At 60.2% G+C, this 25,240-nt stretch carries 26 protein-coding genes; 17 read left to right on the forward strand and 9 right to left on the reverse strand.

What is annotated here, in order from left to right; all coding sequences use genetic code 11:
* The first annotated feature begins 23 nt into the window (after positions 1 to 23).
* Entirely contained in the window at positions 24 to 740 is a 717-nt protein-coding gene (rph, locus tag BM254_RS00290; protein ID WP_091997343.1) for a ribonuclease PH, read from the forward strand.
* A gap of 227 nt (positions 741 to 967) precedes the next feature.
* Here the strand turns inward: rph and BM254_RS00295 are convergent, their stop codons facing one another.
* Positions 968 to 1,774 carry an exodeoxyribonuclease III gene (locus BM254_RS00295; protein ID WP_091997345.1) on the reverse strand — a complete coding sequence of 269 codons (807 nt, stop codon included), beginning with the start codon at positions 1,772 to 1,774 and terminating at the stop codon, positions 968 to 970.
* 81 nt (positions 1,775 to 1,855) lie between these two features.
* Here BM254_RS00295 and pyrE point away from each other — a divergent pair, with 81 nt between their 5' ends.
* Together pyrE and BM254_RS00305 are read left to right on the forward strand one after the other, a co-directional pair.
* Positions 1,856 to 2,494, forward strand: coding sequence for an orotate phosphoribosyltransferase (pyrE, locus tag BM254_RS00300; RefSeq protein ID WP_091997347.1), 639 nt, complete (start codon positions 1,856 to 1,858; stop codon positions 2,492 to 2,494).
* Between the two features lie 3 nt (positions 2,495 to 2,497).
* Positions 2,498 to 3,145 carry a DUF4124 domain-containing protein gene (locus BM254_RS00305; RefSeq protein ID WP_091997349.1) on the forward strand — a complete coding sequence of 216 codons (648 nt, stop codon included), beginning with the start codon at positions 2,498 to 2,500 and terminating at the stop codon, positions 3,143 to 3,145.
* Positions 3,146 to 3,280: 135 nt separating this feature from the next.
* Here the strand turns inward: BM254_RS00305 and BM254_RS00310 are convergent, their stop codons facing one another.
* Together BM254_RS00310 and BM254_RS00315 are read right to left on the reverse strand one after the other, a co-directional pair.
* Positions 3,281 to 3,709: a hypothetical protein gene (locus tag BM254_RS00310; protein ID WP_091997351.1), complete on the reverse strand. Its 429-nt coding sequence runs from the start codon at positions 3,707 to 3,709 to the stop codon at positions 3,281 to 3,283.
* A gap of 123 nt (positions 3,710 to 3,832) precedes the next feature.
* Complete coding sequence (locus tag BM254_RS00315) at positions 3,833 to 4,171, reverse strand: DUF2782 domain-containing protein (RefSeq protein WP_091997353.1); 339 nt, start codon at positions 4,169 to 4,171, stop codon at positions 3,833 to 3,835.
* 88 nt (positions 4,172 to 4,259) lie between these two features.
* On the opposite strand from BM254_RS00315, the gene polA reads away from it, so the two are divergent.
* A complete protein-coding gene (polA, locus tag BM254_RS00320) occupies positions 4,260 to 6,980 on the forward strand; it encodes a DNA polymerase I (protein ID WP_091997355.1) in 2,721 nt (906 codons plus the stop codon).
* 279 nt (positions 6,981 to 7,259) lie between these two features.
* A complete protein-coding gene (locus BM254_RS00325; protein ID WP_091997357.1) occupies positions 7,260 to 7,643 on the forward strand; it encodes a hypothetical protein in 384 nt (127 codons plus the stop codon).
* 47 nt (positions 7,644 to 7,690) lie between these two features.
* Here BM254_RS00325 and BM254_RS00330 read toward each other — a convergent pair whose 3' ends face one another.
* The 3 genes from BM254_RS00330 to BM254_RS00340 form a co-directional block, all read right to left on the reverse strand.
* Positions 7,691 to 9,088 (reverse strand): OmpP1/FadL family transporter, encoded by a 1,398-nt coding sequence (locus BM254_RS00330; RefSeq protein ID WP_091997358.1) that lies wholly within the window; start codon positions 9,086 to 9,088, stop codon positions 7,691 to 7,693.
* Positions 9,089 to 9,211: 123 nt separating this feature from the next.
* Positions 9,212 to 10,333, reverse strand: a complete 1,122-nt coding sequence (locus tag BM254_RS00335) for a PilT/PilU family type 4a pilus ATPase (RefSeq protein ID WP_091997360.1) — start codon at positions 10,331 to 10,333, stop codon at positions 9,212 to 9,214.
* 17 nt (positions 10,334 to 10,350) lie between these two features.
* On the reverse strand, positions 10,351 to 11,385 hold the full coding sequence (locus BM254_RS00340) for a type IV pilus twitching motility protein PilT (protein ID WP_091997362.1): 1,035 nt from the start codon (positions 11,383 to 11,385) through the stop codon (positions 10,351 to 10,353).
* A 52-nt stretch (positions 11,386 to 11,437) separates the two neighbouring features.
* Here BM254_RS00340 and BM254_RS00345 point away from each other — a divergent pair, with 52 nt between their 5' ends.
* From BM254_RS00345 to BM254_RS00390, 10 genes are all read left to right on the forward strand, one after another.
* Positions 11,438 to 12,151: a YggS family pyridoxal phosphate-dependent enzyme gene (locus BM254_RS00345; RefSeq protein WP_091997364.1), complete on the forward strand. Its 714-nt coding sequence runs from the start codon at positions 11,438 to 11,440 to the stop codon at positions 12,149 to 12,151.
* 62 nt (positions 12,152 to 12,213) lie between these two features.
* Complete coding sequence (gene proC / locus BM254_RS00350; protein ID WP_091997365.1) at positions 12,214 to 13,047, forward strand: pyrroline-5-carboxylate reductase; 834 nt, start codon at positions 12,214 to 12,216, stop codon at positions 13,045 to 13,047.
* A 22-nt stretch (positions 13,048 to 13,069) separates the two neighbouring features.
* Positions 13,070 to 13,654 (forward strand): YggT family protein, encoded by a 585-nt coding sequence (locus BM254_RS00355; protein WP_091997367.1) that lies wholly within the window; start codon positions 13,070 to 13,072, stop codon positions 13,652 to 13,654.
* Positions 13,655 to 13,907: 253 nt separating this feature from the next.
* Entirely contained in the window at positions 13,908 to 15,872 is a 1,965-nt protein-coding gene (locus tag BM254_RS00360) for a dynamin family protein (protein WP_091997368.1), read from the forward strand.
* Between the two features lie 128 nt (positions 15,873 to 16,000).
* Positions 16,001 to 17,149: a homoserine O-succinyltransferase MetX gene (gene metX / locus BM254_RS00365; protein ID WP_091997370.1), complete on the forward strand. Its 1,149-nt coding sequence runs from the start codon at positions 16,001 to 16,003 to the stop codon at positions 17,147 to 17,149.
* Entirely contained in the window at positions 17,146 to 17,751 is a 606-nt protein-coding gene (gene metW, locus BM254_RS00370; RefSeq protein ID WP_091997372.1) for a methionine biosynthesis protein MetW, read from the forward strand. The genes metX and metW overlap by 4 nt, the downstream gene beginning before the upstream one ends.
* Entirely contained in the window at positions 17,748 to 18,203 is a 456-nt protein-coding gene (locus tag BM254_RS00375; protein ID WP_091997374.1) for a DUF4426 domain-containing protein, read from the forward strand. The genes metW and BM254_RS00375 overlap by 4 nt, the downstream gene beginning before the upstream one ends.
* A gap of 3 nt (positions 18,204 to 18,206) precedes the next feature.
* Positions 18,207 to 18,806: an RdgB/HAM1 family non-canonical purine NTP pyrophosphatase gene (rdgB, locus tag BM254_RS00380; RefSeq protein ID WP_091997376.1), complete on the forward strand. Its 600-nt coding sequence runs from the start codon at positions 18,207 to 18,209 to the stop codon at positions 18,804 to 18,806.
* 4 nt (positions 18,807 to 18,810) lie between these two features.
* Positions 18,811 to 19,959, forward strand: coding sequence for a radical SAM family heme chaperone HemW (gene hemW / locus BM254_RS00385; protein ID WP_091997378.1), 1,149 nt, complete (start codon positions 18,811 to 18,813; stop codon positions 19,957 to 19,959).
* Positions 19,959 to 20,492: a hypothetical protein gene (locus tag BM254_RS00390; protein WP_091997380.1), complete on the forward strand. Its 534-nt coding sequence runs from the start codon at positions 19,959 to 19,961 to the stop codon at positions 20,490 to 20,492. Before hemW ends, BM254_RS00390 begins: the two co-directional genes overlap by 1 nt.
* A 15-nt stretch (positions 20,493 to 20,507) precedes the next feature.
* Here BM254_RS00390 and trmB read toward each other — a convergent pair whose 3' ends face one another.
* The 3 genes from trmB to BM254_RS00405 all read right to left on the reverse strand — a co-directional run bounded on the left by trmB (position 20,508) and on the right by BM254_RS00405 (position 23,148).
* The gene (gene trmB, locus BM254_RS00395) at positions 20,508 to 21,239 is read right to left on the reverse strand and encodes a tRNA (guanosine(46)-N7)-methyltransferase TrmB (protein WP_091997382.1); all 732 of its coding nucleotides are present in this window, start codon (positions 21,237 to 21,239) and stop codon (positions 20,508 to 20,510) included.
* A gap of 70 nt (positions 21,240 to 21,309) precedes the next feature.
* The gene (locus BM254_RS00400) at positions 21,310 to 22,842 is read right to left on the reverse strand and encodes a YifB family Mg chelatase-like AAA ATPase (protein ID WP_091997384.1); all 1,533 of its coding nucleotides are present in this window, start codon (positions 22,840 to 22,842) and stop codon (positions 21,310 to 21,312) included.
* Positions 22,843 to 22,893: 51 nt separating this feature from the next.
* Positions 22,894 to 23,148 carry an accessory factor UbiK family protein gene (locus BM254_RS00405; protein ID WP_091997387.1) on the reverse strand — a complete coding sequence of 85 codons (255 nt, stop codon included), beginning with the start codon at positions 23,146 to 23,148 and terminating at the stop codon, positions 22,894 to 22,896.
* Between the two features lie 381 nt (positions 23,149 to 23,529).
* Here BM254_RS00405 and glnK point away from each other — a divergent pair, with 381 nt between their 5' ends.
* A complete protein-coding gene (gene glnK / locus BM254_RS00410; protein ID WP_091997389.1) occupies positions 23,530 to 23,868 on the forward strand; it encodes a P-II family nitrogen regulator in 339 nt (112 codons plus the stop codon).
* Between the two features lie 72 nt (positions 23,869 to 23,940).
* Positions 23,941 to 25,212, forward strand: a complete 1,272-nt coding sequence (locus tag BM254_RS00415; protein WP_091997391.1) for an ammonium transporter — start codon at positions 23,941 to 23,943, stop codon at positions 25,210 to 25,212.
* Positions 25,213 to 25,240: the final 28 nt, after the last annotated feature.

A 25,240-nucleotide genomic window follows, 5' to 3' on the forward strand; every position in this document is an offset into this window, starting at 1 on the left:
CAGATTCAACTACAGGACACACTATGCGACCAAGCGGCAGAACGCCCGAGCAACCCAGAGACGTCCGAATCACCCGCAACTACACCCGCCATGCCGAAGGTTCTGTGCTGGTGGAATTCGGGGACACCAAAGTAATCTGCACCGCCTCCGTCGAGAACAAGGTACCACCCTTCCTGCGCGGCGAAGGCAAAGGCTGGATCACCGCCGAATACGGCATGCTGCCCCGCTCCACCGGCAGCCGCATGGGCCGGGAAGCCGCCCGCGGCAAACAGGGCGGACGCACCGTCGAAATCCAGCGCCTGATCGGCCGCTCCCTGCGCGCCGCAGTAGACCTCTCCGCCCTGGGCGAACACACCATCACCGTCGACTGCGACGTCATCCAGGCCGACGGCGGCACCCGCACCGCAGCAATCACCGGCGGCTGTGTAGCCCTGGTGGACGCCCTGAACTACCTGGTAGCGGAAAAGCGAGTGAAGACCTCCCCGCTCAAGCAGATGGTGGCGGCACTTTCCGTGGGGGTTTACAAGGGAACACCAGTCGTCGACCTGGACTACCCGGAGGATTCCGAAGCCGAAACCGACATGAACGTCATCATGACCGACAAGGGCGGTTTCATCGAAATCCAGGGAACGGCTGAAGGCGCACCATTTGAACAGTCAGAACTGGACAGCATGCTGACCCTGGCGAAACAGGGTATTGAGCAGTTGTTTGAAATCCAGAAAACAGCGTTGGAAGGCTAACTCACAAGTCTGGGGCGCCTGTGTGGCGACTTTCCCCCAGACTGTTGAAGGCGAGGGATGGCCTGAAACAAGCGCACAGGGGTGAGGCCGAGCGCTTATAAAGCGAAGCTTTATGCGAGAGACGAACGACTGCAATCTGGGATTGCAGGCTGGACCCCGGAGGGGTGCTTGCAGCGTGTCTGGGGAGCGGCATCCCTGCCGGCGCTTCCCCGAAGTCGAGATAAAGTTTAAAAACCAACCTCGATGTCGTAATCCATGATCACCGGCGCGTGATCCGAGAACCGGGTTGAGGTATCAATCCAGCCATCCTGGATAGTCTTGCGAATCCCCGGCGTCAGCAACTGGTAATCCACCCGGATACCGGCATTCCGACGGGCACCCTCAGCCTGCTCCGGCCACCAGGTGAACTGATTGCTCTGCTTGTTCACCTCACGGAAGGCATCAATACAGCCCATCTCATCAAACAGCCGATCCAGCCACGCCCGCTCGTGAGGCAGGAAACCGGAAAAATCGAACTTGTGATAGAGCGGAGAGGCATCCGTCACATGATGGGCCGTTTGCAGGTTGGCACAGAAGATAAACTGGCGACGCTTGCGCAGAGTCTTCTGCATGTGCAGACCGAAGGCATCCATGAACTCGTCCTTGTGATCCAGGACAGTCAGGTCATCCTCGCCAATCAGCTCTTCCTCACGCCCGAGCGCACAAGGTGCCAGCACACAGGCTACAGAAACCTTGTCGAAGTCCGCCTGCAGGAAACGCCCTTCACGGTCGGCCTGCTCATTGGCAAAACCGTACATGATCGCCTTGGGGAAATGACGGGTGTAGATGCCGACACCGCCATGCTCGTTCTTCTCGCCGTCAATAAAGTAGGCTTCGTAGCCCTCGGGAATGAGATTGTAGTCTTCAATCTCGTAGGCCCGCATGCGGTGATCCTGAACGCAAACCACGTCAGCGTCCTGGTCGGCCAGCCAGTCAAAAAAGCCCTTATCAACAGCCTGGGCGAGGCCATTGACGCTGATTGATACTACCCGCATACGTGTTCCCTGATTCGGTTTGTGTGTATGATACCGTTTTTACGCACTAATTAAAGATCCACTCCCGCCAGAAGCCTTGTCATGCACGACTATCAGCAAGATTTCATCGAATTCGCCATCCAGCGGAACGTGTTGCGTTTTGGAGAGTTCACACTCAAATCCGGTCGCACCAGCCCGTACTTTTTCAACGCCGGACTGTTCAACACCGGAAACGACCTGCTGCAACTAAGCAAAGCCTATGCCGCCGCTATCAGCCGCAGCGGGCTGGATTATGACATCATTTTCGGCCCTGCCTATAAGGGCATTCCCTTGGCCACGGTTACTGCCATGGCCCTGGCTACAGAAGGTAACAGCAAACCATTTGCCTTTAACCGCAAAGAAAAGAAAGATCATGGTGAGGGCGGCAACATCGTCGGCGCACCATTGGAGGGCAAAGTGCTGATCGTGGATGACGTCATCACCGCCGGCACCGCCATCCGCGAGTCCATTGACCTTATCCGGGCTACAGGTGCCGAGCCGGCAGGCGTATTAATTGCCCTCGATCGACAGGAAAAAGGTAACGGCGAACTCTCGGCCATCCAGGAAGTGGAAAAGGAATTCGGTATTCCGGTGGTCAGCATCATTCGCCTCGAACAGGTACTCGACTACCTCAAGGCCAACCCGGAGTTTGCCGGCCACGCGGACAAGGTAGCCGAATACCGTGATCAATACGGAGTCTGACTGATGGGCAATCGTCTGTCTGTGTATTCCTCGGCATTGCTGCTGGTAGTGGCCATGGGCGCCTCACTGCCGGCCAATGCCCAGATGTATCGTTACACTGACGCACAGGGCCAGGTAGTAATCAGCAACACCATTCCCCAGGAAGCCACCAAGCGGGGCTACGACATCCTGGGCAGCAACGGCCGGGTGGTCGAAACCGTCCCGCCGGCGCCAACCGAAGAAGAGATTGCAGCCCGCAAGGCCGAGAAAAAACGCCAACAGGAACGGGAACGCCAGCGCGAGCAGGACGAATTGCTGCTCAAGCGTTACAGCCACCCGGACCAGGCGGTTGAAGCCATGCACCGGAAGGTGCGGGAAATGAATGGCCTGATCCAGCTCAAACGCGGCAACATCCAGGTAATCTCATCCCAGCTCAACAACGAGCAGAGCCGTGCCGCGGATATGGAGCGCGCAGGCCGTGACATTCCGCAAGCTACCCTGGACAAGATCCGGCGGCTTGAGTCCCAGATTGACGAAATCGAGCAGGATATCGCCAGCCAGCGCCAGGATATCGTGGAGCTGAAAAAAACCTATCGGAAAGATATCCAGCGGCTGGAAGTGATCACGGACAAGGAACGGTCGCTGCCTCTGGAACTAGCCGGCGAGCAGTAAAAGGCCAGACATAAAAATGGGGTCAGAAGAAGGCTTTCTTCTGACCCCGTCTTCAATTCAGATCCGGCAGAGACTGTAACCAAAAAGGGGTCAGATGAAAGTTTTCATCTGACCCCATCTTCACGTCAATGCAGATCAAGCAGAGGCCGTGCTCTTCTTGGCAGCTGCAGAGCTGCTGCTCTTGCGGGCAGTGGTCTTGCGAGCGGCCGGCTTCTTCGGCTCGACACTCTTCTTGGCTTCCTGGGCCGCCTCGGACACGTCCTCGGCCGCTTCAGAAACCGCTTCTGCACCTTCAGCCGCTTCCTTCTCCAGCTTGGCCACCAGCTCGGCAGCGAAGTTGCCGAAACGGGAGTTCAGGCTACGCAGCTGCTCAAACAGGCTCTCGCTGTAACCATCGTAGCGCTTGCGCAGGTTCTTGACGCTGTACTCGCGCGCTTCGGATTCCAGCTTCTCGGCGTACTCGAACGGCTTGGCAGCGATTTTCTTCTGCTGCTCTTCTGCGGCGTTGATGCCCTTGTCTACGATTTCCTGAATCTGTTCCTGGTAGGACTTGAGTTTACCCATGATGGACTCTCCTTGGTTTCGTGAACATTCGTCGTGCCCGCTAACTGCTTAAATCGCGGGCCTTCTTTAGATCTCACTAACCAAGATACGGGCAAAAATTAGAATGTTCATACTAAAAACCGGTTACCAGCGGAATAGCACCCAACTCGGCACCAGCAGGTCCGATTCGGTTTCCCGGATCCAGCCACCACCATCGGCAGGCACCAGGTAATACTCAGGCCCAACCTCGGGAACCACCTTGATTTCCATAAGCTGGCCGTTCACCCGGTACTCGTAGAACACCTCATTTTCACCGGGGCGAATAACAATGGCCGGCCCCTCGGCCTCCGGCTGGTAATCGGTCACCACCACCGGCTCTTTCGGAGTCTCCACCGGAACCTGATCCAGCGCACCCTCTTCCTGGGCCAGTGCCGCCAGGGGCAGGCCAATCAGCAGTATGGCGGGGTAAGCGATTCGCTTCATTTTCGTGATACCCTTTCGTCAATTCCAGTTCATTACAGAGTTGCACAAGCCAACCAACGCTTCAATCAGAATCCGGATCCGTATTTATATGAATGACAAAAAGACCCCACCCGTGGTGCTCGTCGACGGCTCATCCTATCTGTTCCGCGCCTATCACGCGCTGCCGCCTCTGGCCAACAGCAAGAATCACCCGACCGGGGCCATCAAGGGCGTTATCAGCATGATCCGGCGCCTGGAGCAGGATTTTCCCGGCTCGAAAATGGTGGTGGTCTTTGATGCCAAGGGCAAAACCTTCCGGCACGAGATGTACGAGGAGTACAAGGCCAACCGGCCTCCCATGCCGGAAGACCTCGGCATGCAGATTGAACCCATTCACGAGATCGTCCGCGCCATGGGCCTGCCCCTGCTTATCGTGCCGGAAGTGGAGGCGGACGACGTCATCGGCACCCTGGCCAACGAAGCCACCAGCAAGGGCATCGACGTGGTGGTCTCCACCGGTGACAAGGACATGGCGCAACTGGTGAGCGATCACGTCACCCTGATCAACACCATGACCGAGACCCGGATGGATCGCGAGGGCGTGGTAGAGAAGTTCGGCGTCACGCCGGAGCAGATCATCGACTACCTCGCACTGGTGGGCGACAAGGTGGATAACATCCCGGGCGTGAACAAGTGCGGCCCCAAGACCGCCGTCAAATGGCTGCAGACCTACAAGGATCTGGACAACCTCATCGAGCATGCGGACGAGATCAAGGGCAAGATCGGCGAGTACCTGCGCGAAGCCATCGACACCCTGCCCCTGAGCCGGGAACTGGCCACTATCCGGACCGATGTCGATCTCGAGTTCGGCCTGGAAGACCTCAAGCTGCGTGAGCAGGACGACAAACAGCTGCTGGACCTGTTCAAGGAATACGAATTCCGTAGCTGGGTGAACGAACTGGAAAGTGAAAGCGATGCGGAGGGAAAAACTGACAACAACGCCCCTGCCACCCCGAAGGAAAAGCGTTACAGCATCATCACCGAGCAGGATGAACTGGATGACTGGATCAAGCGCCTGAAGGCATCCGACCTGTTCGCCTTTGACACGGAAACCACCAGCCTGCGATACATCGAAGCTGAGATTGTCGGCGTGTCCTTCGCAGTCGAGGCCGGAGAAGCCGCATACGTCCCACTTGCTCACGACTACATGGGCGCACCGGAACAGCTGGACCGGGACGAGGTTCTGGAACAGCTCAAGCCGCTGCTGGAGGATCCCAAACAGAAAAAAGTGGGCCAGAACCTCAAGTACGACAAGAACGTACTGGCCAACCACGGCATCAACCTGGAAGGCCTTGCCGAGGACACCATGCTGGAGTCCTATGTCTATAACTCCGTGGCTACCCGCCACGACATGGACAGCCTGGCCCGGGAGTACCTGGGCGAACAGACCATTACCTACGAATCCATCGCCGGCAAGGGCGCCAAGCAGCTGACCTTCAACCAGATTGATCTGGAAAAGGCCGGCCCCTACGCCGCCGAGGACGCCGACATTACCCTGCGCCTGCACCAGGCCCTGAGTCCCCGGCTCAAGGAAACCGGCAAGCTGGACTCGGTCTACCGGGAGATCGATTTGCCCCTGGTACCGGTACTGTCGCGCATGGAGCAAAGGGGCACCCTGATCAGCGCCAGCGTGCTGAGGCAACACAGCCAGGAGCTGGCCGAACGCATGGCCGAGCTGGAAGAAGAAGCCCACGAGGTCGCCGGAGAAACCTTCAACCTGGGCTCCACCAAGCAGCTGCAGGCCATCTTCTATGACAAGCTGGGCTTGCCGGTGATCAAGAAGACACCGAAGGGCGCGCCATCGACCGCCGAGCCGGTGTTGCAGGAACTGGCCCACGAGCACGAACTGCCCCGGTTGATCCTCGAGCACCGCAGCCTGAGCAAGCTCAAGTCCACCTACACCGACACCCTGCCGGAGCTGATTCACCATCGCACCGGGCGTGTGCATACGTCCTATCACCAGGCAGTCACGGCTACGGGGCGGCTGTCTTCGTCGGAGCCCAACCTTCAGAACATCCCCATCCGCAGCGAACAGGGCCGGCGTATCCGGCAGGCGTTTATCGCACCGGAAGGGTACAAGCTGGTGGCCGCGGACTACTCCCAGATCGAGCTTCGGATCATGGCCCACCTGTCCGGCGACAAGGGCCTGATCAACGCGTTCGAACATGGGGAGGACATCCACAAGGCCACGGCGGCGGAAGTGTTCGGCGTCAGTCTCAAGGAGGTCAGCTCCGATCAGCGCCGCAGCGCCAAGGCCATCAACTTCGGCCTGATCTACGGCATGTCGGCCTTCGGGCTGTCACGGCAGCTGGGCGTGGAACGGAAACTGGCCCAGGAATACATCGACCGCTATTTCGAGCGTTACCCGGGCGTGCTGAAGTACATGGACAACATCCGCAAACAGGCCCACGAGGATGGCTTCGTGGAAACCCTCTTCGGTCGCCGTCTGTACCTGCCCGAAATCAATGCCCGCAACAAGCAGATGCAACAGGCGGCGGAGCGCACAGCGATCAACGCGCCGATGCAGGGAACCGCAGCAGATATCATCAAGCGGGCCATGATCGAGGTCGACAACTGGCTGCGTAACGAGCACGCCGACGACGCCCGCATGACCATGCAGGTTCACGACGAACTGATCGTGGAGGTAAAAGAATCCGCCCTGGACAAGGTCCGGGACGGGCTGGTGAAACGGATGTCAGCGGCGGCGGAACTGGCCATTCCCCTGGTGGTGGATGCCGGCGTCGGTGACAACTGGGACGAAGCCCACTGATCCAAGCTGCCTGACAAGCCGGCCGGGCTCCGTCCCGGCCGGCTCCCCTACCCCAAAACGGGGCAAACTCCCTTCTCTTGCACCGCCGAGTGACACGGCAACCACTTTAACACCCGGCCTTCAGCCCCATCACTCCCCCAGAAAACCAGCTGCTTGGGCGCCCCACAGGGTGTGTTGCGAAGAACGGCACAAAATTCGCATCGCAAACGGTGTCGGTTGCCGGATTCGGGCCATACCGAACCGCAGCCAGGTTGTGACATACATTCCGAGGCCGTAACCATGAATACTCTGGCATCTGAGAGAGAGTGGCTCCTTAACCCCAGTCTGCTGAAACTGGTACACCAGTGCCGCCGCCTGATTCACTCCGAGTTCGGCGTCAAACTCCACCTGACCGAGCAGCATCTCGAACAGCAACTGGCGGACTATGCGAGCAAAAGCCGCTCTAGCCATCTGGTCCGCACCTGGGAGGCCCTCAAGGCCCAGGTACCTCAACTGCAATGGGATTCAGGAAGCACCGAAGATGGAGAAACCCCGAAACGCATGTATCGAGGCCAGGCGATTGCCGACGATCGGCGCGCGAGGGCGATTGAGGGGGGAGTGGAAAATGGCGGAATGCCAACAAGGAAGAAACAGGTGATCTACCGGGGCCAGGTGATCGGCTGACGGCGCTGGCCGCCAGCCTCACATAAAGTCCCGTTCGGAACCGGGGATCAGAAAGCTTTGCTGATCTGGACGGAGGCGCTCCAGGCGCTCACGTCGTATTCGCCCTGGTACCTTGCCGCGCTGATCGGCGCACCGGTGGGATCCTCGTGACTGTATTCCCTGTCATCCACTTTCGCATCGTCCGCGAAGATCAACGTGCCTACCGCAGCATCGACGGTCCAGCCACTCTGCACATCTTTCCACTGAGTGCCCAGGGTCAGCCAATGACGGTCCTCTGACGGAATCCGCGCAGTCACATAGTTGTCGACCGGGGACTCGTCCCAGGCGTACCCGGCCTTCAGGGCCCACTCGGGCGTGGCTTGCCAGATACCACCCACATTGAACTGCCAGGTGTTTTTCCATTCTTCAGTGATGTGAGAAATCACCTCTCCGCTTTCGCGGCTGATGATATCCAGCTCTTCAAAACGACTCCACTTGGCATAGGTGGCACCTGCCAGCAGAGTCACTTCGTCAGTGAGCATATGCCGCGCACCGAAGGTCACGCTTTCAGGAATCTCCAGAGGGACTTTCACATCCTGGGTAACGTCGGTCTGAAATGCGTTCAGACCAGTCTGACCGGGCTGAACTACTGGATAGTTAGTGAGATCCGCATCTCCCTTCAATTCCAGTTCCGTTCCAGTTTGCGCGGTAAGGCCGAACTGGGTGTTTTGAGTCATCTCGTACAGGAAGCCCACGCGGAAGGTGACTCCAATATCATCACCTTCGATATCGGCATAGCCAGGCTCAAAAGGCTCGCCATTCAGCGGAACACCGGCGGCACCTGCTGCTTGCTGGGCCTGATAGTAGGCACCCGAGTAATCCTGAAACTTCGACAGGCGTCCTTCGGCATACATGATATTCAGACCGATGCCCATGGAGAGCCCCTCACCATTATTGACGGCAACAGACGGGGTGAAGGCGATCGCCGTCAATTCAGTTTCATCCGCAAAGTACCGACCGATGAAGTCATTATCGTAGTCAGCAGCCAGGCCATAAGGAGCATGGATCCCAAACCCGACGTCAATGGAGTCACTGATCTCGTGGGTATAGTAGAAATTCGGGAGGACCGCAGGATCGGCGATATCTCCGCCCGTACTACCGGTCACCGGCATACCAAGCTGGTTCGTCGCTGAGGTGGAACCCTCCTTCGCCTCGGCATCAATGTCCAGAACCGCAGCACCGAAGGAAACGTTCATCCCTGAAAGCTGGCTCATCCCCGCAGGGTTGAACAGCACGGTGGTCGCATTCTCGGGATTGGCGGCGGCGCCGGCATTGGCCACGCCCATGGCACTGGCGCTTTGTTCGTTAAGCGAGAAACCACCCGCCATGACGCTGGCTGGCGCGGCAAAAGCGGCCAGGGTTGCAAGGCGGATCGCCTTTACGAGTGCGTTGGTATTCTTGTGCATGGTATCTCCTTGATTGATTCGGGGCGGAGTATACGCAGCACGGGCCAAGGGCCTCAAATGCCAAAACTACTGGTTCGAGGCCCTAACTACTTACGACTTTAGTCTGAAGTCGTGAATCTTGATTCAGTCATCCTGGATGGACAGCTTGTCCACGGACGTGGAGAGCTGATCGGCTCCGGCGGCATCGGCGCCAAGCTTGATCATCAGGCGCAGGTCGTTCGCCGAATCGGCATGGGCCAGAGCATCCTCGTAGGTGATCGAGCCTTCGGAGTACAAGCGGTACAAGGCCTGGTCGAAGGTCTGCATACCTACCTCGCCAGACTTCGCCATCAGCTCCTTGAGCTTGTGGACTTCGCCCTTGCGGATGATGTCCGATGCTAGCGGGGTATTGATCAGCACTTCGATGACCGCCTTGCGCCCCTTGCCATCAGGAGTGGGTACCAGCTGCTGGGCCACGATGGCCTTGAGGTTCAGGGACAGGTCCATCCAGATCTGGTTGTGCTGTTCGGGCGGGAAGAACTGGATGATACGGTCCAGCGCCTGGTTGGCGTTGTTGGCGTGCAGGGTCGCCAGGCACAGGTGACCGGTCTCGGCAAACTGCACGGAATATTCCATGGTCTGCTGGGTCCGAACCTCACCGATCAGGATGACGTCAGGAGCCTGACGCAGGGTGTTTTTCAGGGCCACCTCGAAGCTCTCGGTATCGATCCCCACCTCGCGCTGGGTCACGATACAACCCTGGTGCTGGTGCACGAATTCGATCGGGTCCTCGATGGAAATGATATGACCGCGACTGTTCCGGTTGCGGTGTCCCAGCATGGCGGCCAGGGAGGTGGACTTACCGGTACCGGTGGCGCCCACGAACATGATCAGGCCCCGTTTGGTCATGGCCAGGTCCTTGATGACTTCCGGCAGGGACAGGTCATCAATCTGCGGAATTTTGACCTCGATCCGCCGCAGCACCATGCCGCACAGATTGCGCTGGAAGAAGGCACTGACCCGGAAACGCCCGATACCCCGGGCACTGATGGCAAAGTTGCACTCGTGGGTGGCGTCAAACTCCGCGCGCTGCTTGTCGTTCATCGACCCATAGACCAGTTCACGGGTCTGTTCCGGGGTCAGGGCATTCTTGGTAACCGGCAGAACCTTGCCGTTGACCTTCATGCTCGGCGGCACACCTGCCGTGATAAACAGGTCAGAACCACCCTTTTCCACCATCAGCCGCAACAGTTTTTCGAATTCCATTTTGTTACCTACTTACCTCAGAAGTTATCCGGCATCTTCGCCTTGGCGCGCGCCGCCTCACGGGACACGAGGCCTTTCTGCAGCAACCGCTCGAGGCACTGATCCAGGGTCTGCATGCCGAGCGAGCCGCCGGTCTGGATCGCGGAGTACATCTGGGCGATCTTGTCTTCCCGGATCAGGTTCCGGATGGCCGGGGTACCGATCATGATCTCATGCGCGGCAACCCGTCCACCGCCCATCTTCTTCATCAGGGTCTGGGAGATAACCGCCTGCAGGGATTCGGAGAGCATGGACCGGACCATGGACTTCTCCTCGGCCGGGAACACGTCCACCACCCGGTCGATGGTCTTGGCGGCCGAGGTGGTGTGCAGGGTGCCGAATACCAGGTGGCCGGTTTCCGCGGCGGTCAGGGCCAGGCGGATGGTTTCCAGGTCCCGGAGCTCACCTACCAGGATGATGTCCGGGTCTTCCCGCAGTGCCGAACGCAGGGCTTCGTTGAAGCCCAGGGTGTCCCGGTGCACTTCCCGCTGGTTGACCAGACATTTCTTGGATTCGTGCACGAATTCGATCGGATCTTCGATGGTGAGGATGTGCTCGTAGCGGGTGTCGTTGATGTAGTCCATCATGGCCGCCAGCGTGGTGGACTTACCGGAACCGGTGGGCCCGGTCACCAACACCAGCCCGCGGGGAACGGACGAGATATCCTTGAAAACCTGGCCCATGCCCAGATCTTCCATGGTGAGCACTTTCGAGGGGATGGTCCGGAACACGGCACCGGCGCCGCGATTCTGGTTAAATGCGTTGACACGGAAACGGGCGACACCGGGAACCTCGAAGGAAAAGTCGGTTTCCAGGAATTCTTCGTAATCCTTGCGCTGCTTGTCGTTCATGATGTCGTAGATCAGGCCGTGCACTTCTTTGTGCTCCATCGGCGGCAGGTTGATCCGGCGTACATCGCCGTCGACACGAATCATGGGGGGCAAACCAGAGGAAAGGTGCAAATCGGACGCACCCTGTTTGGCCGAAAAGGCAAGCAGTTCAGTAATATCCATAGGGTTCCTCGGAGGGCTTTTTCTTTTAATCCAGAAGCGGCAAACTCACAGTATGAGCAGCATAGCAGACAACATCGGGAGCGTAACCCGACGCATACAAAAAGCAACATTGCAGGCGGGGCGCGACCCCGGCAGTGTGCGCCTGTTGGCAGTCAGCAAGACCCGACCGCCGGAAGACCTGCGTGAAGCCTTCGCTGCGGGGCAAACCGCGTTTGGCGAAAACTACCTGCAGGAAGCCCTCGAGAAGATCGAGGCACTGGACGATCTGGACGGCATCGAATGGCATTTTATCGGGCCGATCCAGTCCAACAAGACCCGTCAGATCGCCACATCGTTTGCCTGGGTTCACAGTGTCGACCGCCTGAAGATCGCCCGCCGCCTCAGCGAGCAGCGTGCGCCGTCACTACCGCCCCTCAACATCTGTCTGCAGGTCAATATCGATGAGGAGGACACCAAGTCCGGCTGTACCGTGGAGGAGCTGCCCGAGCTGGTTTCGGCAATCGGCGAACTTCCCAACCTCAGCCTGCGGGGCCTGATGGCCATTCCGGATCCCGACCAGTCGGAATCAGAGCTCAGGTCCAGCTTCCGCAAACTGGCCAACGCTCTCAAATCCCTGAAGCAGGAATGTCCGGAGGCCGGCCCGCTGGACACCCTGTCCATGGGCATGTCCGATGACCTGGAAATGGCCATTGCCGAGGGCGCGACCTGGGTCCGGATTGGCACCGCGGTGTTCGGAGCCCGGCCACCCAAGGAGCCCCAGAGCTGAATCCCTCAGTTCCTGCTATCATCCGGTTCAAACTGTTAACCGTTCAACCGTTGGAGTGAACCTTGAGCACATCGCCCACTATCTCGTTTATCGGAGCCGGCAACATGGCCAGCGCCATTATCGGTGGCATGCTGGACGACGGCTATAAAGCCGGTGATATCTGGGTCAGCGCCCCGGATGACGGTCATCTGCAGGCCATCCGCAAGCGCTTTGGCGTCAGCGTGACCACCGACAACCGCTACTGCGCCCAGCAGGCCGACATGGTCGTCCTGGCGGTCAAGCCCCAGGTCATGGCGGACGTTTGCCGTGATATTGCTCCAGTAGTGCAGAATACCCGCCCCCTGATGGTCTCCATTGCCGCCGGACTCACCGCCGACACCTTGGACGAATGGCTCGGCGGGGGGCTGCCCATGGTACGGGTGATGCCCAATACACCATCATTGGTGGGGAAAGGCGCTGCCGGCCTGTTCGCCAACAACCACGTGAAAGACGACCAGAAAAAAATGGTCCAGGCGGTGTTTGAGAGCATCGGCTCCGCCCTGTGGGTGGAAGACGAAAAACTGCTGCACGGGGTGACTGCACTGTCCGGCAGTGGTCCCGCCTACTTCTTCCTGATGCTCGAAGCGCTCGAGGCGGCAGCCACCGAGGCGGGTATTGAACCGGCCACCGCCCGGGAGCTGGCGATCCAGACCATGGCCGGCGCCGCTGAAATGGCTGCCCGCAGCGAGCACGACCCTGCCCAGCTCAAGCGCAATGTCATGTCCCCCGGCGGCACCACCGAGCAGGCAATCAACACCTTCGAGGAAGGCGGCCTGCGGGACCTGGTCAAGAAAGCCTACGGCGCCGCATTCAAGCGCTCGGAAGAAATGGCCGAAGAACTGGCCGGCAAACAGTAACCGATAACGGAGACACAGCTTCATGCTGGCAGACATCCTGATCACCATCCTGCTGATCGCGTCCACCTTTTACCTGACGATTGTGCTACTGCGTTTCCTGCTGCAGCTGGCCCGGGCCGATTTCTACAACCCGATTTCCCAGTTCGTGGTCAAGGCGACCAACCCGCTGTTACGCCCCCTTCGCCGCTTTATCCCGGGCTGGGGCGGCATTGACGGCGCCTCCCTGGTGCTGGCAGTGATCATCCAGGCGATTACCTTCTTCCTGATTCTGGTGGCACTCAACGGCGGCATCCCTGCGATCAATCCGATCACGCTGCTGGTCTGGGCGGTACTGAACGTACTCAGCCTGATTGTGAAAATCTACTTCTGGGCCGTCATTGCTGTGGTGGTGGTGAGCTGGATTGCTCCCCAAAGCGGTCACCCGGCTATCCAGCTGGTTGCCCAGATCACCGAACCTGTCATGCGGCCCGTGCGCAATGTGATGCCATCCATGGGCGGCCTGGATCTGTCACCGATCATCGTGTTCCTGATTTTGAACGTGATCTCGGTTGTGATCGATCACATGAAACTGGCCGCCGGCCTTGGGTCCATTGGTCTGGGCATGTAACCTGCCTTCCGGATATACATTTGGTAACACCCGGAAACGAAAAACAATGAATTCTGGCCGCAAAATCAACCTGTTGATTTTGCGGCTTTTTATTGCAAAAAATTGTGACCTGTCCGTCGAAATGACAAGGGAAGGTACACATGAATTCATAAGACGGGATAGTATTACTACTTATTCATGAATAGCTGAAGTCCGCTCGCCCGGCATAAAACGGGCGCCGGAATACCGGGAAGTCGCGCAGAAGGAAACTCCAATGAACCCGCAGGGAACTCTGTCGCAGCAGGTAGAGGCTTACCACAACTGGAAGAAGGAACTGATCCGGCAGATCGGGCGTTATCGCCTCTGGCTGCAGGACAACGACCTGTTTTCCGACGACATCAGCACCCGCATCCGAAACGGGCTCGAACTGCTCATCGAGGATGAGCTGACGATTGCCTTTGTCGGCGAGTATTCCAGGGGCAAGACCGAGCTCATCAATGCCCTGTTCTTCTCCGAGTATGGCCAGCGCATGCTGCCCTCCCAGGCCGGGCGAACCACCATGTGCCCGACCGAGCTGTTCTTTGACCGTACCGCCAACCAGAATTACCTGCTCCTGCTTCCGATCGAGACCCGCACCGGGGAACTGTCCCTGCAGCAACTGCGCAAGCAGCCGGAACGCTGGGTCAAACACGAGCTCGACGAACGCGACCCGGAAATCATGCGGGAAGTCCTGGCCGAGGTTGCCCGGGTCAAGAGCGTGCCACCGCAAGAGGCCAGAAACCTGGGTTTCGACGAGGCCATGCTCGAGCATGACCGCAACAATCCCGGCAATGTTCTGGTACCGGCCTGGCGCAATGCCCAGATCAGCATCCGCCACCCCCTGTTCGAGCGTGGTCTGCGCATTCTTGACACCCCGGGCCTGAACGCCCTGGGTTCCGAGCCGGAACTCACCATCAGCATGCTGCCCCGGGCCCATGCGGTGATCTTTGTACTCAGCGCCGACACAGGTGTCACCGCCAGTGACATGACCATCTGGAAGGAACACATCGACACCGAGCATGCCGATCACCGCGCCGGCCGGTTTGCGGCCCTGAACAAGATCGATGTGCTATGGGACGACCTGCAAGGCGAAAAGCATACCCGGGAGGCCATCGAGCGGGTACGTAGCTACACCGCGGATCACCTGGGCATCCGTCAGCACGACGTCATTCCGCTGTCGGCCAAGCAGGGCCTGATTGCCCGCGTCCGCCGGGATGCCGACCTGTTCGAACGCGCCAACATCGGCCAGCTGGAACAGCTGATCATCAAACGCATCCTGATGCACAAGGAACAGCTGATCACCCAGAGCCTGATCAACGACCTGCTGGGCATGCTCCAGAACAGCCAGGCGGCCATGCAGACCCGGCTCGAGGCACTGGAAGAGGAACTCGAGGCCTGCTCCGGTGCCACCATGGACAAAGATGCTCTGAGCAGGCTCGCGGAGCGGGCACAGAAAGATTATGACTTCTACTACAAGAAGCTAATCTCCCTTCGCTCCAGTCGCCGGCTGGTGGATTCCCAGGGCAAGACGCTCAAGGGGCTGGTCAGCGAACAACGCTTCGAGGAACATGCCGAGAAAATCCGGGCGTCGATGTCGAAGAGCTGGACCACTGCCGGCATGAACCGCGCCATGGACCACTTTTTCGAACTGCTCGAGGCCGACCTAACCAACCTGATGAGTGAGGGCCACCTGGCGGAGAAGATGGTTGGCGCCATCTACCGACGTTATAACGAAGATACCCGGGCCCGGCACCTGGAACCCATTCCACTGCGCGCCGGCCGACACGTCATCGCCATCCGGGAGCTGCGCAAGAAAGCCAGGCGTTTCCGGATCAGCCCGAAAAACCTGCTGACCGAGCAATCCCTGCTGGTGCGACGCTTTTTCAATGTCATGGTCGGAGAGGCCCGCACCCTGCACAACCGGGTACGCAAAGACGTGGAACGCTGGCCCCACGAGGCCCTGCTCCCGATCATGCAGTATTCCATGGAGCAGAAGCAGCTGCTGGAACACCAGATCCGCCGGCTGCGGGACATGGTCAGAAGCGATCGGGACGGCCGGGCCGAACGGGAGAAACTCCAGGCCACCATCACCGACCTGCGTCGCCAGCTTGAGCTGGCCGATGCCATGCAACGGCAGATCCGCAAACCGGCTCCGACCCTGATCCAGCAGAAGGTGGTGAATATTTCCGGGGTGGTCTAGCCCCGGTTCCCAGGCAACCGCTTCCCGGTTGCAGCCATCTCCACCCGGCTATAAACTGCTGGGCTGGCGATGGCTTTGCCGTCGCCGTTCCAGTTACTTACGGATCGAACCAGGAACCTGTCGCGCCGATGCCCGATTCCCTGCCCGCGGATTCTGTCGGGATAGTTACCCCACAGTCTTACCACTTTGACACTCCCATCGAGCTGGCTTGCGGCCAGAGCCTGGGCAGCTATGACCTGGTGGTGGAAACCTACGGCGAGCTGAACGCCGACGCCAGCAATGCCGTGCTGATCTGCCATGCCCTCAGCGGCCATCACCACGCCGCCGGTTACCACAGCATGGAAGACCGCAAGCCCGGCTGGTGGGACAGTTGCATCGGTCCCGGCAAACCCATCGATACCAACCGTTTCTTCGTGGTTTCCCTTAACAACCTCGGTGGCTGCCACGGCAGTACCGGCCCGAGTTCCGACAACCCGGAAACCGGCAAGCCCTATGGTCCGGAATTCCCTGTAATTACCGTGAGTGACTGGGTGAAAAGCCAGGCCCTGCTCGCCGATCGCCTGGGCATCGAGTGCTGGGCGGCGGTGGTTGGTGGCTCCCTCGGTGGCATGCAGGCCCTGCAGTGGAGCCTCGATTACCCTGACCGGCTCCGGCACGCGGTGGTGATTGCCTCCACGCCCAGGCTGACCGCCCAGAACATCGCGTTCAACGAAGTGGCACGCCAGGCCATCACCTCCGACCGGGAATTCCATGGCGGCCGCTACTACGATTTTGACACCCTGCCCCGCCGCGGCCTGATGCTGGCGCGGATGGTCGGTCACATCACCTACCTGTCCGATGCCTCCATGGGTGAGAAGTTTGGCCGGGAGCTGAGGGAAGAAGCCTACAAGTTCGGCTATGACGCCGAGTTCCAGGTAGAAAGCTATCTGCGGTACCAGGGCGAGCGGTTCTCCGAGTCCTTCGATGCCAACACTTACCTGCTCATGACCCGGGCCCTGGACTATTTCGATCCGGCCTATGAGCACGGCGGCGACCTGTCCCGGGCGATTGCCGCGGCCACGTGCGAGTTTATGGTACTGTCCTTCAGCACCGACTGGCGCTTCACGCCCCAGCGCTCCGAGGAAATGGTGAACGCCATGATCTCCGCCCGCAAGAAAGTCAGCTACGCCGAGATTGACGCACCCTGGGGGCACGATGCCTTCCTGATCCCCACCCCCAGGTATACCGACATCTTCACCGCCTACATGGACCGGGTAGCCAGGGAGGTGGGCGCATGAGACCTGACCTCGAGATCATCCAGCAATGGATCAAACCCGGTCATCACGTGCTGGATCTGGGTTGTGGTGACGGCACCCTGCTCGACTACCTGCAGCGGGAACGCCAGGCCACCGGCTTCGGCCTGGAGATCAACCCGGACCACATTACCACCTGTATGAGCAAGGGCGTGGCCGTAATCGAACAGAACCTGGATACCCAGGGCCTGGACAACTTCGATGACGGTATGTTCGATGTTGTACTGATGACACAGGCCCTGCAGGCCGTTCGCCGGCCGGACAAGGTGCTGGACGAAATGCTGCGGCTGGGGCGGGAGGGCATTGTCACCTTCCCCAACTTCGCCCACTGGCGGCTGCGCTGGGGCCTGGCCCTGAGTGGTCGTATGCCCGAATCCGAAGCACTGCCGTATAAATGGTATAACACCCCCAACATCCGCCTGTGTACCTTCAAGGATTTCGAGGCCCTGTGCCGCCAGAAGGGCATCCGGATCAAGAGCCGCCGGGTGGTCGACGGCCAGCACCAGAACAGTTGGTCTGCCCGGTTGTGGCCAAACCTGCTGGGGGAAATCGCCATTTACCGCATCACACGGGAGAACGAGCAATGATCAAGCAACTCCGGATTTTCACAACCGTTCTGGCCGGGGCCCTCCTGACCCTGGCCAGCCTGCAGGCCCAGGCCGCCGGGTCCAAGGACTTTGGTGACTACCAGGTGCACTGGAGCGTATTGCCAAGCACCTTCCTGTCACCGGAAGTGGCCGAGGCCAACGACCTGCAACGCAGCAAGGGCATCGGCATCGTCAATATCTCCATCATGCAGGAGCAGGAAAACGGCACCCTCAAACCCGTCAGTGGCCAGGTAGAGGGCAAGGTCAGCAACGATATCCAGCAGGTCAATTTCCTGGCGTTCCGACGCATCCAGGAAGGTGATGCAGTCTACTTCATCGCAGAGTACCAGTATCCGTCCGGCGAGCTGATGACCTTCAATATCACCGCACGCCCGACCGGCCACCAGCAGGACCTGTCGGTCCGGTTTGCCCACACCCTGTTCAGCGACTGAATCATGTCACAGCAACTCGTCATCGCCAGCAACAACAAGGGCAAGATTGCCGAACTGACTGAACTGCTCGCCCCCCTGGGCCTGACACCGGTCGCCCAGGGCGAACTGGGCGTGGGTGAGGCGGAAGAACCGGCAGTTACCTTTGTGGAGAATGCCATCCTGAAAGCCCGGCACGCGGCCCGCGAGACCGGCCTGCCCGCACTTGCCGACGACAGCGGCATTGCCGTGGACGCCCTGGGCGGCCTGCCCGGCGTCCGATCTGCCCGGTTTGCCGGCGAGGATGCAACCGATCCGGACAACATCGACGCCCTGCTGGACGCCCTCAAGGACGTCCCCGATGGGGAGCGTGGAGCCCAGTTCCATTGCGTGCTGGTCTATCTGCGCCACGCCGATGATCCGACCCCCATCATCTGCCACGGTCGCTGGCCGGGCCGGATTCTGCGCGAGCCCCGGGGCGACGGCGGCTTCGGCTATGACCCGATCTTCCTGGCGCCGGAACACAATTGCAGCGCCGCAGAACTCAGCCGGGCCGAAAAGGGCCGCATCGGCCACCGGGGCCGTGCCCTTGCCCAGCTGCTGGAACACCTGAAGGCGGAGCTCTGAAGCCATGTCCGCCACTACCCCGGTGGCGGTAAACCCGCCCCTGAGCCTCTACCTCCACGTGCCCTGGTGCGTGCGCAAGTGCCCCTACTGCGACTTCAACTCCCACGCGATCCGGGGCGACATCCCGGAGAAGGCCTACCTGGCCGCCTTGCTGGAGGATCTGGAGCAGGATTTGGGGCTGGTTCAGGGTCGGGCGATCCAGACGATCTTCATCGGCGGCGGCACGCCCTCCCTGATGACGGGCGATTTCTATTTCCGGCTGTTCGAAGCCCTGCGGGACAAGCTTGCCTTTGCGACGGATGCGGAAATCACCCTGGAAGCCAACCCCGGCACCCTGGAACAGGGCCGGTTCGAAGCGTTCCGGCAAGCCGGCATCAATCGGCTTTCCATCGGTATCCAGAGTTTCAACCCGGAGCACCTGCGTGTGCTCGGGCGCATCCACGATCGCGATTCCGCCCACCGTGCCGTGGAAGCGGCCCGAACCGCCGGCTTCGACAACTTTAACCTGGACCTGATGCACGGGCTGCCCGGGCAGACTCCGGATCAGGCCCTGTCGGACCTGCGCGAAGCCCTCAGCCACGAGCCGCCGCACCTGTCCTGGTACCAGCTGACCCTGGAGCCGAACACGGAATTCTTCAGCCGTCCGCCGGACCTGCCCGACGACGACCGGCTCTGGGACATCTACCGGGCCGGCGCCGGCCTGTTGCAGGAGAACGGCTTCGAGGACTACGAGGTATCAGCCTGGTGCCAGCCCGGACGGGCTTCCCGGCACAACCTCAACTACTGGACGTTCGGCGACTACCTGGCGCTGGGCGCCGGCGCGCACGGCAAGGTCAGCCTGGCCGATGGCAGCATCCGGCGTTACTGGAAAACCCGCCAGCCCGAGGCCTACCTCAACCGCATCGGCAGTCGTACCGCCGGTGCGGAAACCATTGAACCGGACGAGCGGCCGCTGGAATTTCTGATGAATGCGTTGCGGCTCAAGGCCGGTGTGGCGGAATCGCTGTTTGCGGAACGAACGGGTTTACCCCTCGAGTCAGTTAGGGTACAACTTGATCAGTTACGGAAGGAAGGATTGCTGGTAAGCGACCGGTTGCAGGCAACGGCGCTTGGCCAGCGATATCTCAACAGCCTGCTGGAGCGTTTTCTCTGATGGACCCGGCACACGGATGGGCAGCCCTGCCAAAAACGCTGAAGACCAGCCTGATCGCCGCTGCTCTCTTGCTGGGAGGGTTGATGGTGGTCAACCAGCCACTGCAGACCGGTTCTGCGCCCCAGGGCATCGTCAGCTTCCAGCTAGCCGCCACCGCGGACCAGACCCATGCCATCCTTCGCAGCTGGCGCTCCGACGGCCAGTTCTGGGCCCGGGTTTCCCTGTGGCTCGATTTCGTCTTTATAGCTGCCTACCTGCTCGCCCTGCTGCACCTGACCCGTCACCTGATGCGGGACCGGCCGGGTGTGCGGGAGCGGGTAGTTGCCCGCTGGGTACGGGCACTGTTTATTGCGGCGGGCCTTGCGGATGTTGCCGAGAACGTCCTGCTGCTGAACAACTTCAACCCGCCCACCGACGTGGTCAGCCTTTCCGCCACGCTCTGTGCGCTGGTCAAGTTTACCGGCCTGACCCTGGGCGTGGCCGGCCTGGTGATCATCCGGGCCGCCCGGCGACATCCCCTCGCCCACGGCTGACCCGGTCACCTTTGATCAATTGGTGCGGTGGAACAGCAGATCCCAGACACCATGGCCCAGGCGCTCACCGCGCTTTTCGAACTTGGTGATCGGCCGGTCATCCGGGCGCGGTGAGAATTCACCCGGTTGCTTCGCGTTGGCAAAGCCCTCCGATTCGCTCATCACTTCCATCATGTGCTCGGCGTAGTTTTCCCAGTCGGTCGCCAGGTGCAGTATCCCACCTACCCGGAGCTTGTGCCGGAGACGCTGGACAAACTCCGGCTGGATCAGCCTGCGCTTGTGGTGCTTCTTCTTCGGCCAGGGATCCGGGAAAAACACCATGACCCGATCAAGGCAGGCATCCGGCAGGCACAGATCGATGACATCATTCGCATCGATGTTGTAGATCCGGACGTTTTCCAGGCCCCGGTCCTCGATTTCCTTGAGCAGGGCACCAACGCCCGGCAGGTGGACTTCCACCCCGATAAAGTCCTGCTCCGGCGCGGCCTCGGCCATCTCGGCCAGGGACTGGCCCATACCGAACCCGATTTCCAGGTTGAGCATGGCATCACGGCCAAACACCTCACGGGGATCGATCATGCCGTCCTCGCGGCTCAGGCCGTACTTGGCCCAGCCCCGGTCAAAGGCTTTTTTCTGGCCCTCGGTCATACGCCCCTGACGGAGCACAAAGCTGCGGACACCACGGCGGGTGGTTACCGGCGACTCCGAGGCTTCCTGCTTGTCTTGCGGTTCATTCTGGTCAGTCATCTGGAATCCTTAACCGCAGGCTGCGGGTTCTGGTTAACATTCTGGCCACAGTTTACCAGAGTCCGTCGGCTCAGGCGGATACCACCGAGTGCCGGCCCTGCTGCCGATCGAGCTGGCGGTAACCGAGCGCTTCCACAAGGTGAGCGTAGGACACCGTTTCCACCGCCTCCAGATCCGCCAGCGTGCGTGCCAGCCGCAGGATACGGTGCAGCGCCCGGGCCGACAGCCCCAACCGTTCCATGGCCCCGGCCAGCATCCGTTCGCTTTCCTCATCGAGACGGCAGGCCTCATGCAGGGCACGCCCGGACAACAGGGCGTTGAGTTGCCCCCGTTCCAGCTGGCGCGCCCGGGCACCTTCCACCCGGGCACGCACCGAGGCGCTCGGTTCCTCTTCCGTACCCGACTGCATCAACACCTCGCCGCTTTGCACCGGCACCTCCACGTGCAGGTCGAAACGGTCCAGCAAAGGCCCCGAGATTTTCGAGCGGTATCGCATCACCTGGGAAGGCGTGCACTGACAGTCGATCGAGGGATGACCACTGTAACCACAGGGACAGGGATTCATCGCCCCCACCACCTGGAAACGGGCCGGGAAACGCACCTGACGAGCCGCCCGGCTGATGGCAATTTCGCCGGTTTCCATCGGCTCCCTCAGCACCTCGAGTACCCGCCGTTCGAACTCCGGTAACTCGTCAAGGAAGAGTACGCCCCGGTGCGCCAGGGAGATCTCACCCGGACGGGGGCTGCTGCCACCGCCGACGAGGGCCACTGCCGAGGCGGTATGATGGGGCGACCGGAACGGCGGCTCCCGCCAGCGTCCTTCCCGGACCGGCAGTCCCGCCACCGAATGTACGCTCGCCACCTCCATGGCGGCGTCATCCGTCAGCATGGGCAAGATGCCGGGCAAACGACTCGCAAGCATGCTCTTGCCCGTCCCTGGCGGACCAAACAACAAAAGGTTATGCCCCCCGGCAGCAGCGACCTCCAGCGCCCGGCGGGGCACCCGTTGGCCCCGCACCTCCGAAAGATCAGCCACCAGCTCACGGTCGTCAGAAGTCTGCGGCTGGGTCGCGCAGGGGACAGGAACCAGTCGCGCCCGGCCGGACAGATGCTCGCTCACCGTCAGGATGTGGGCAGCCGCCAGCACATCATCCCGGCTCGCCAGCGCCGCTTCTTCGGCGTTAGCCTGGGGCACCAGCAATTGCCGCCCCTCACTCCGGGCCGCCAGTACGGCCGGAAGAATGCCCTTGAGGGGGCGAAGCGCGCCATCCAGGGACAGTTCGCCAACAAACTCACAGCCTTCCAGGCTCTGCTCCGGAATCTGCCCGGAAGCCGCCAGGATGCCCAGGGCAATCGGCAGGTCAAAGCGCCCACCCTCCTTGGGAAGATCGGCCGGAGCAAGATTGATGGTGATGCGTTTGGCGGGAAATTCGAAGCCGGCGTTCAGCAGTGCACTGCGCACCCGTTCCTTGCTTTCACGGACACCGGTTTCCGGCAAGCCGACAATGGACAGGGCGGGCAGGCCGCCGGAGAGATGGACCTCCACGGTAACCGCAGGGGCGGACACGCCAATGCTGGCGCGGGAATGGACAACGGCAAGCATAATCACCTTCCATGGTTCGTTCCGGCGGGCATCCTGCCCACCAACAGGGCATTACTTGCCCTGGAGTTTCTGTTCCAGCTCGGCGACGCGGGATTCCAGTGCTTCCACCTTTTCCCGTGTCTTCATCAGTACCGCCTGCTGGGCATCAAATTCTTCTCGGGTCACCAGTTCCAGGCGTGACAGGACCGACATCACCGTGGCGCGGGCCTGGGTTTCAAAGTCTTCCCGGGCGGCACGGGCCATATCGGGGACGAACTGACCGAACTGGCCCTGTAGCTGAGCGAGTATATCCTGCGGACCTTTCACGTTTTACCTCACTGATTCCCAAACTTGCGGATTCCGGCTTTAGCCGGACACCAAAAAGCAGTCCCGGGAGTGTATCACACACGTGGGCCTGCCATACTGTTGGCTGTCAGCTATATAATGGTTGCCGTCGCTGCACGGCGAATGGCTCCAAAATGGACCGCCGGGCAGCGAGCCGCCCTGTTTTGGTGCATACTTTTGCGCCAATCTGGGACAAGTAACATTTATCTTGTTGTTTTAAAATATTTTTTTTGCGTTGGCATACCCGATGCTAGAACACCCGTACGCAATCCGCACAATTGGTGTGCGAGGTGGCAGCATCCCGAACTCAACAATCGGCCGACGGGCCCTCACTGTTGGGACGGCTTTACCAAGGAGAAAGCAATGAAACTTGTGACAGCGATCATCAAGCCTTTCAAATTGGATGATGTCCGTGAGGCACTATCCGAGATTGGCGTTCAAGGCGTAACCGTCACTGAAGTCAAAGGCTTCGGTCGGCAAAAAGGCCACACCGAGCTCTACCGTGGCGCTGAATATGTGGTGGATTTCCTGCCCAAGGTCAAGGTCGAGATCGCCATCGGCGACAACCTGCTGGACCAGGTTATCGAGTCGATCACCAAGGCAGCCAACACCGGCAAGATCGGTGACGGCAAGATCTTCGTGACCGAGCTGCAACAGGCGATCCGCATCCGGACCGGTGAAACCGGCGAAGAAGCGGTCTGAGCCTGACCTGACCAACCAGTCAGCCAACGCAAAAAACCTATAACCTGAAGAGCCTTGTGCGGAGGGCTTCAAATGGAAAGCAATCTTTTTCACCTGCAATACGCTATAGATACTTTTTATTTCCTGGTGTGCGGCGCATTAGTTATGTGGATGGCCGCGGGCTTTGCCATGCTGGAATCCGGCCTGGTGCGAGCCAAGAACACCACTGAAATCCTGACCAAGAACGTCGCGCTGTTCGCGATTTCCTGCATCATGTACCTGGTCTGCGGTTACGCCATCATGTACGGCGGCAGCATCTTCCTGTCCGGCATTGCCGACGTGGACGTTGCCGGTGTGCTGGGTGATTTCGCCGGCCGTGAAGACGGCTTCGAGGGTGGTTCCATCTACTCCGGCGCCTCTGACTTCTTCTTCCAGGTGGTGTTCGTTGCCACAGCCATGTCCATCGTTTCCGGTGCCGTGGCTGAGCGCATGAAGCTGTGGGCCTTCCTGGTCTTTGCAGTATTCATGACCGGCTTCATCTATCCGATGGAAGGTGCCTGGACCTGGGGCGGAGCCTCCGTGTTCGGCATGTACAACCTGGGCGACCTCGGCTTCAGTGACTTTGCCGGCTCCGGTATCGTGCACATGGCCGGTGCTGCTGCGGCCCTGGCTGGCGTACTTCTGCTGGGTGCCCGTAAAGGCAAGTACGGCCCGAACGGCGAGATCCGCGCCTTCCCGGGTGCCAACCTGCCGCTGGCGACCCTGGGCACCTTCATCCTGTGGATGGGCTGGTTCGGCTTCAACGGCGGTTCCGTCCTGAAACTGGGCGACATCGCCAGCGCCAACTCCGTGGCCATGGTGTTCCTGAACACCAACACCGCCGCCGCCGGTGGCGCGGTTGCCGCCCTGATCACAGCCCGCCTGATGTTCGGCAAGGCTGACCTGACCATGCTGCTCAACGGTGCCCTGGCCGGGCTGGTGGTGATCACTGCCGAGCCCTCCACCCCGAGCGCCCTGACAGCCACTCTCTTCGGTGCCATCGGCGGCGTCCTGGTCGTACTGAGCATCGTGACCATGGACAAGCTGCGCATCGACGATCCTGTGGGTGCCATCTCTGTGCACGGTGTGTGTGGCCTGCTGGGTCTGCTGCTGGTGCCAGTCACCAATGGGGATGTCAGCTTCAGCGGACAGATCATCGGCGCCATCACCATCTTCGTCTGGGTGTTCGTGGCCAGCCTGATTGTCTGGGGCATCCTGAAGGCGGTCATGGGCCTGCGAGTCAGCGAGGAGGACGAGTACGAAGGTGTGGACCTGTCCGAGTGTGGTATGGAAGCCTATCCGGAGTTTGTCAGCGGCAAGCAGTAAGGCCGCTGTGAAGGAGGGGTCAGATGAA

The organism is Marinobacter pelagius (assembly GCF_900114925.1).
In the GTDB taxonomy this organism is placed as follows: Bacteria; Pseudomonadota; Gammaproteobacteria; order Pseudomonadales; family Oleiphilaceae; genus Marinobacter; species Marinobacter pelagius.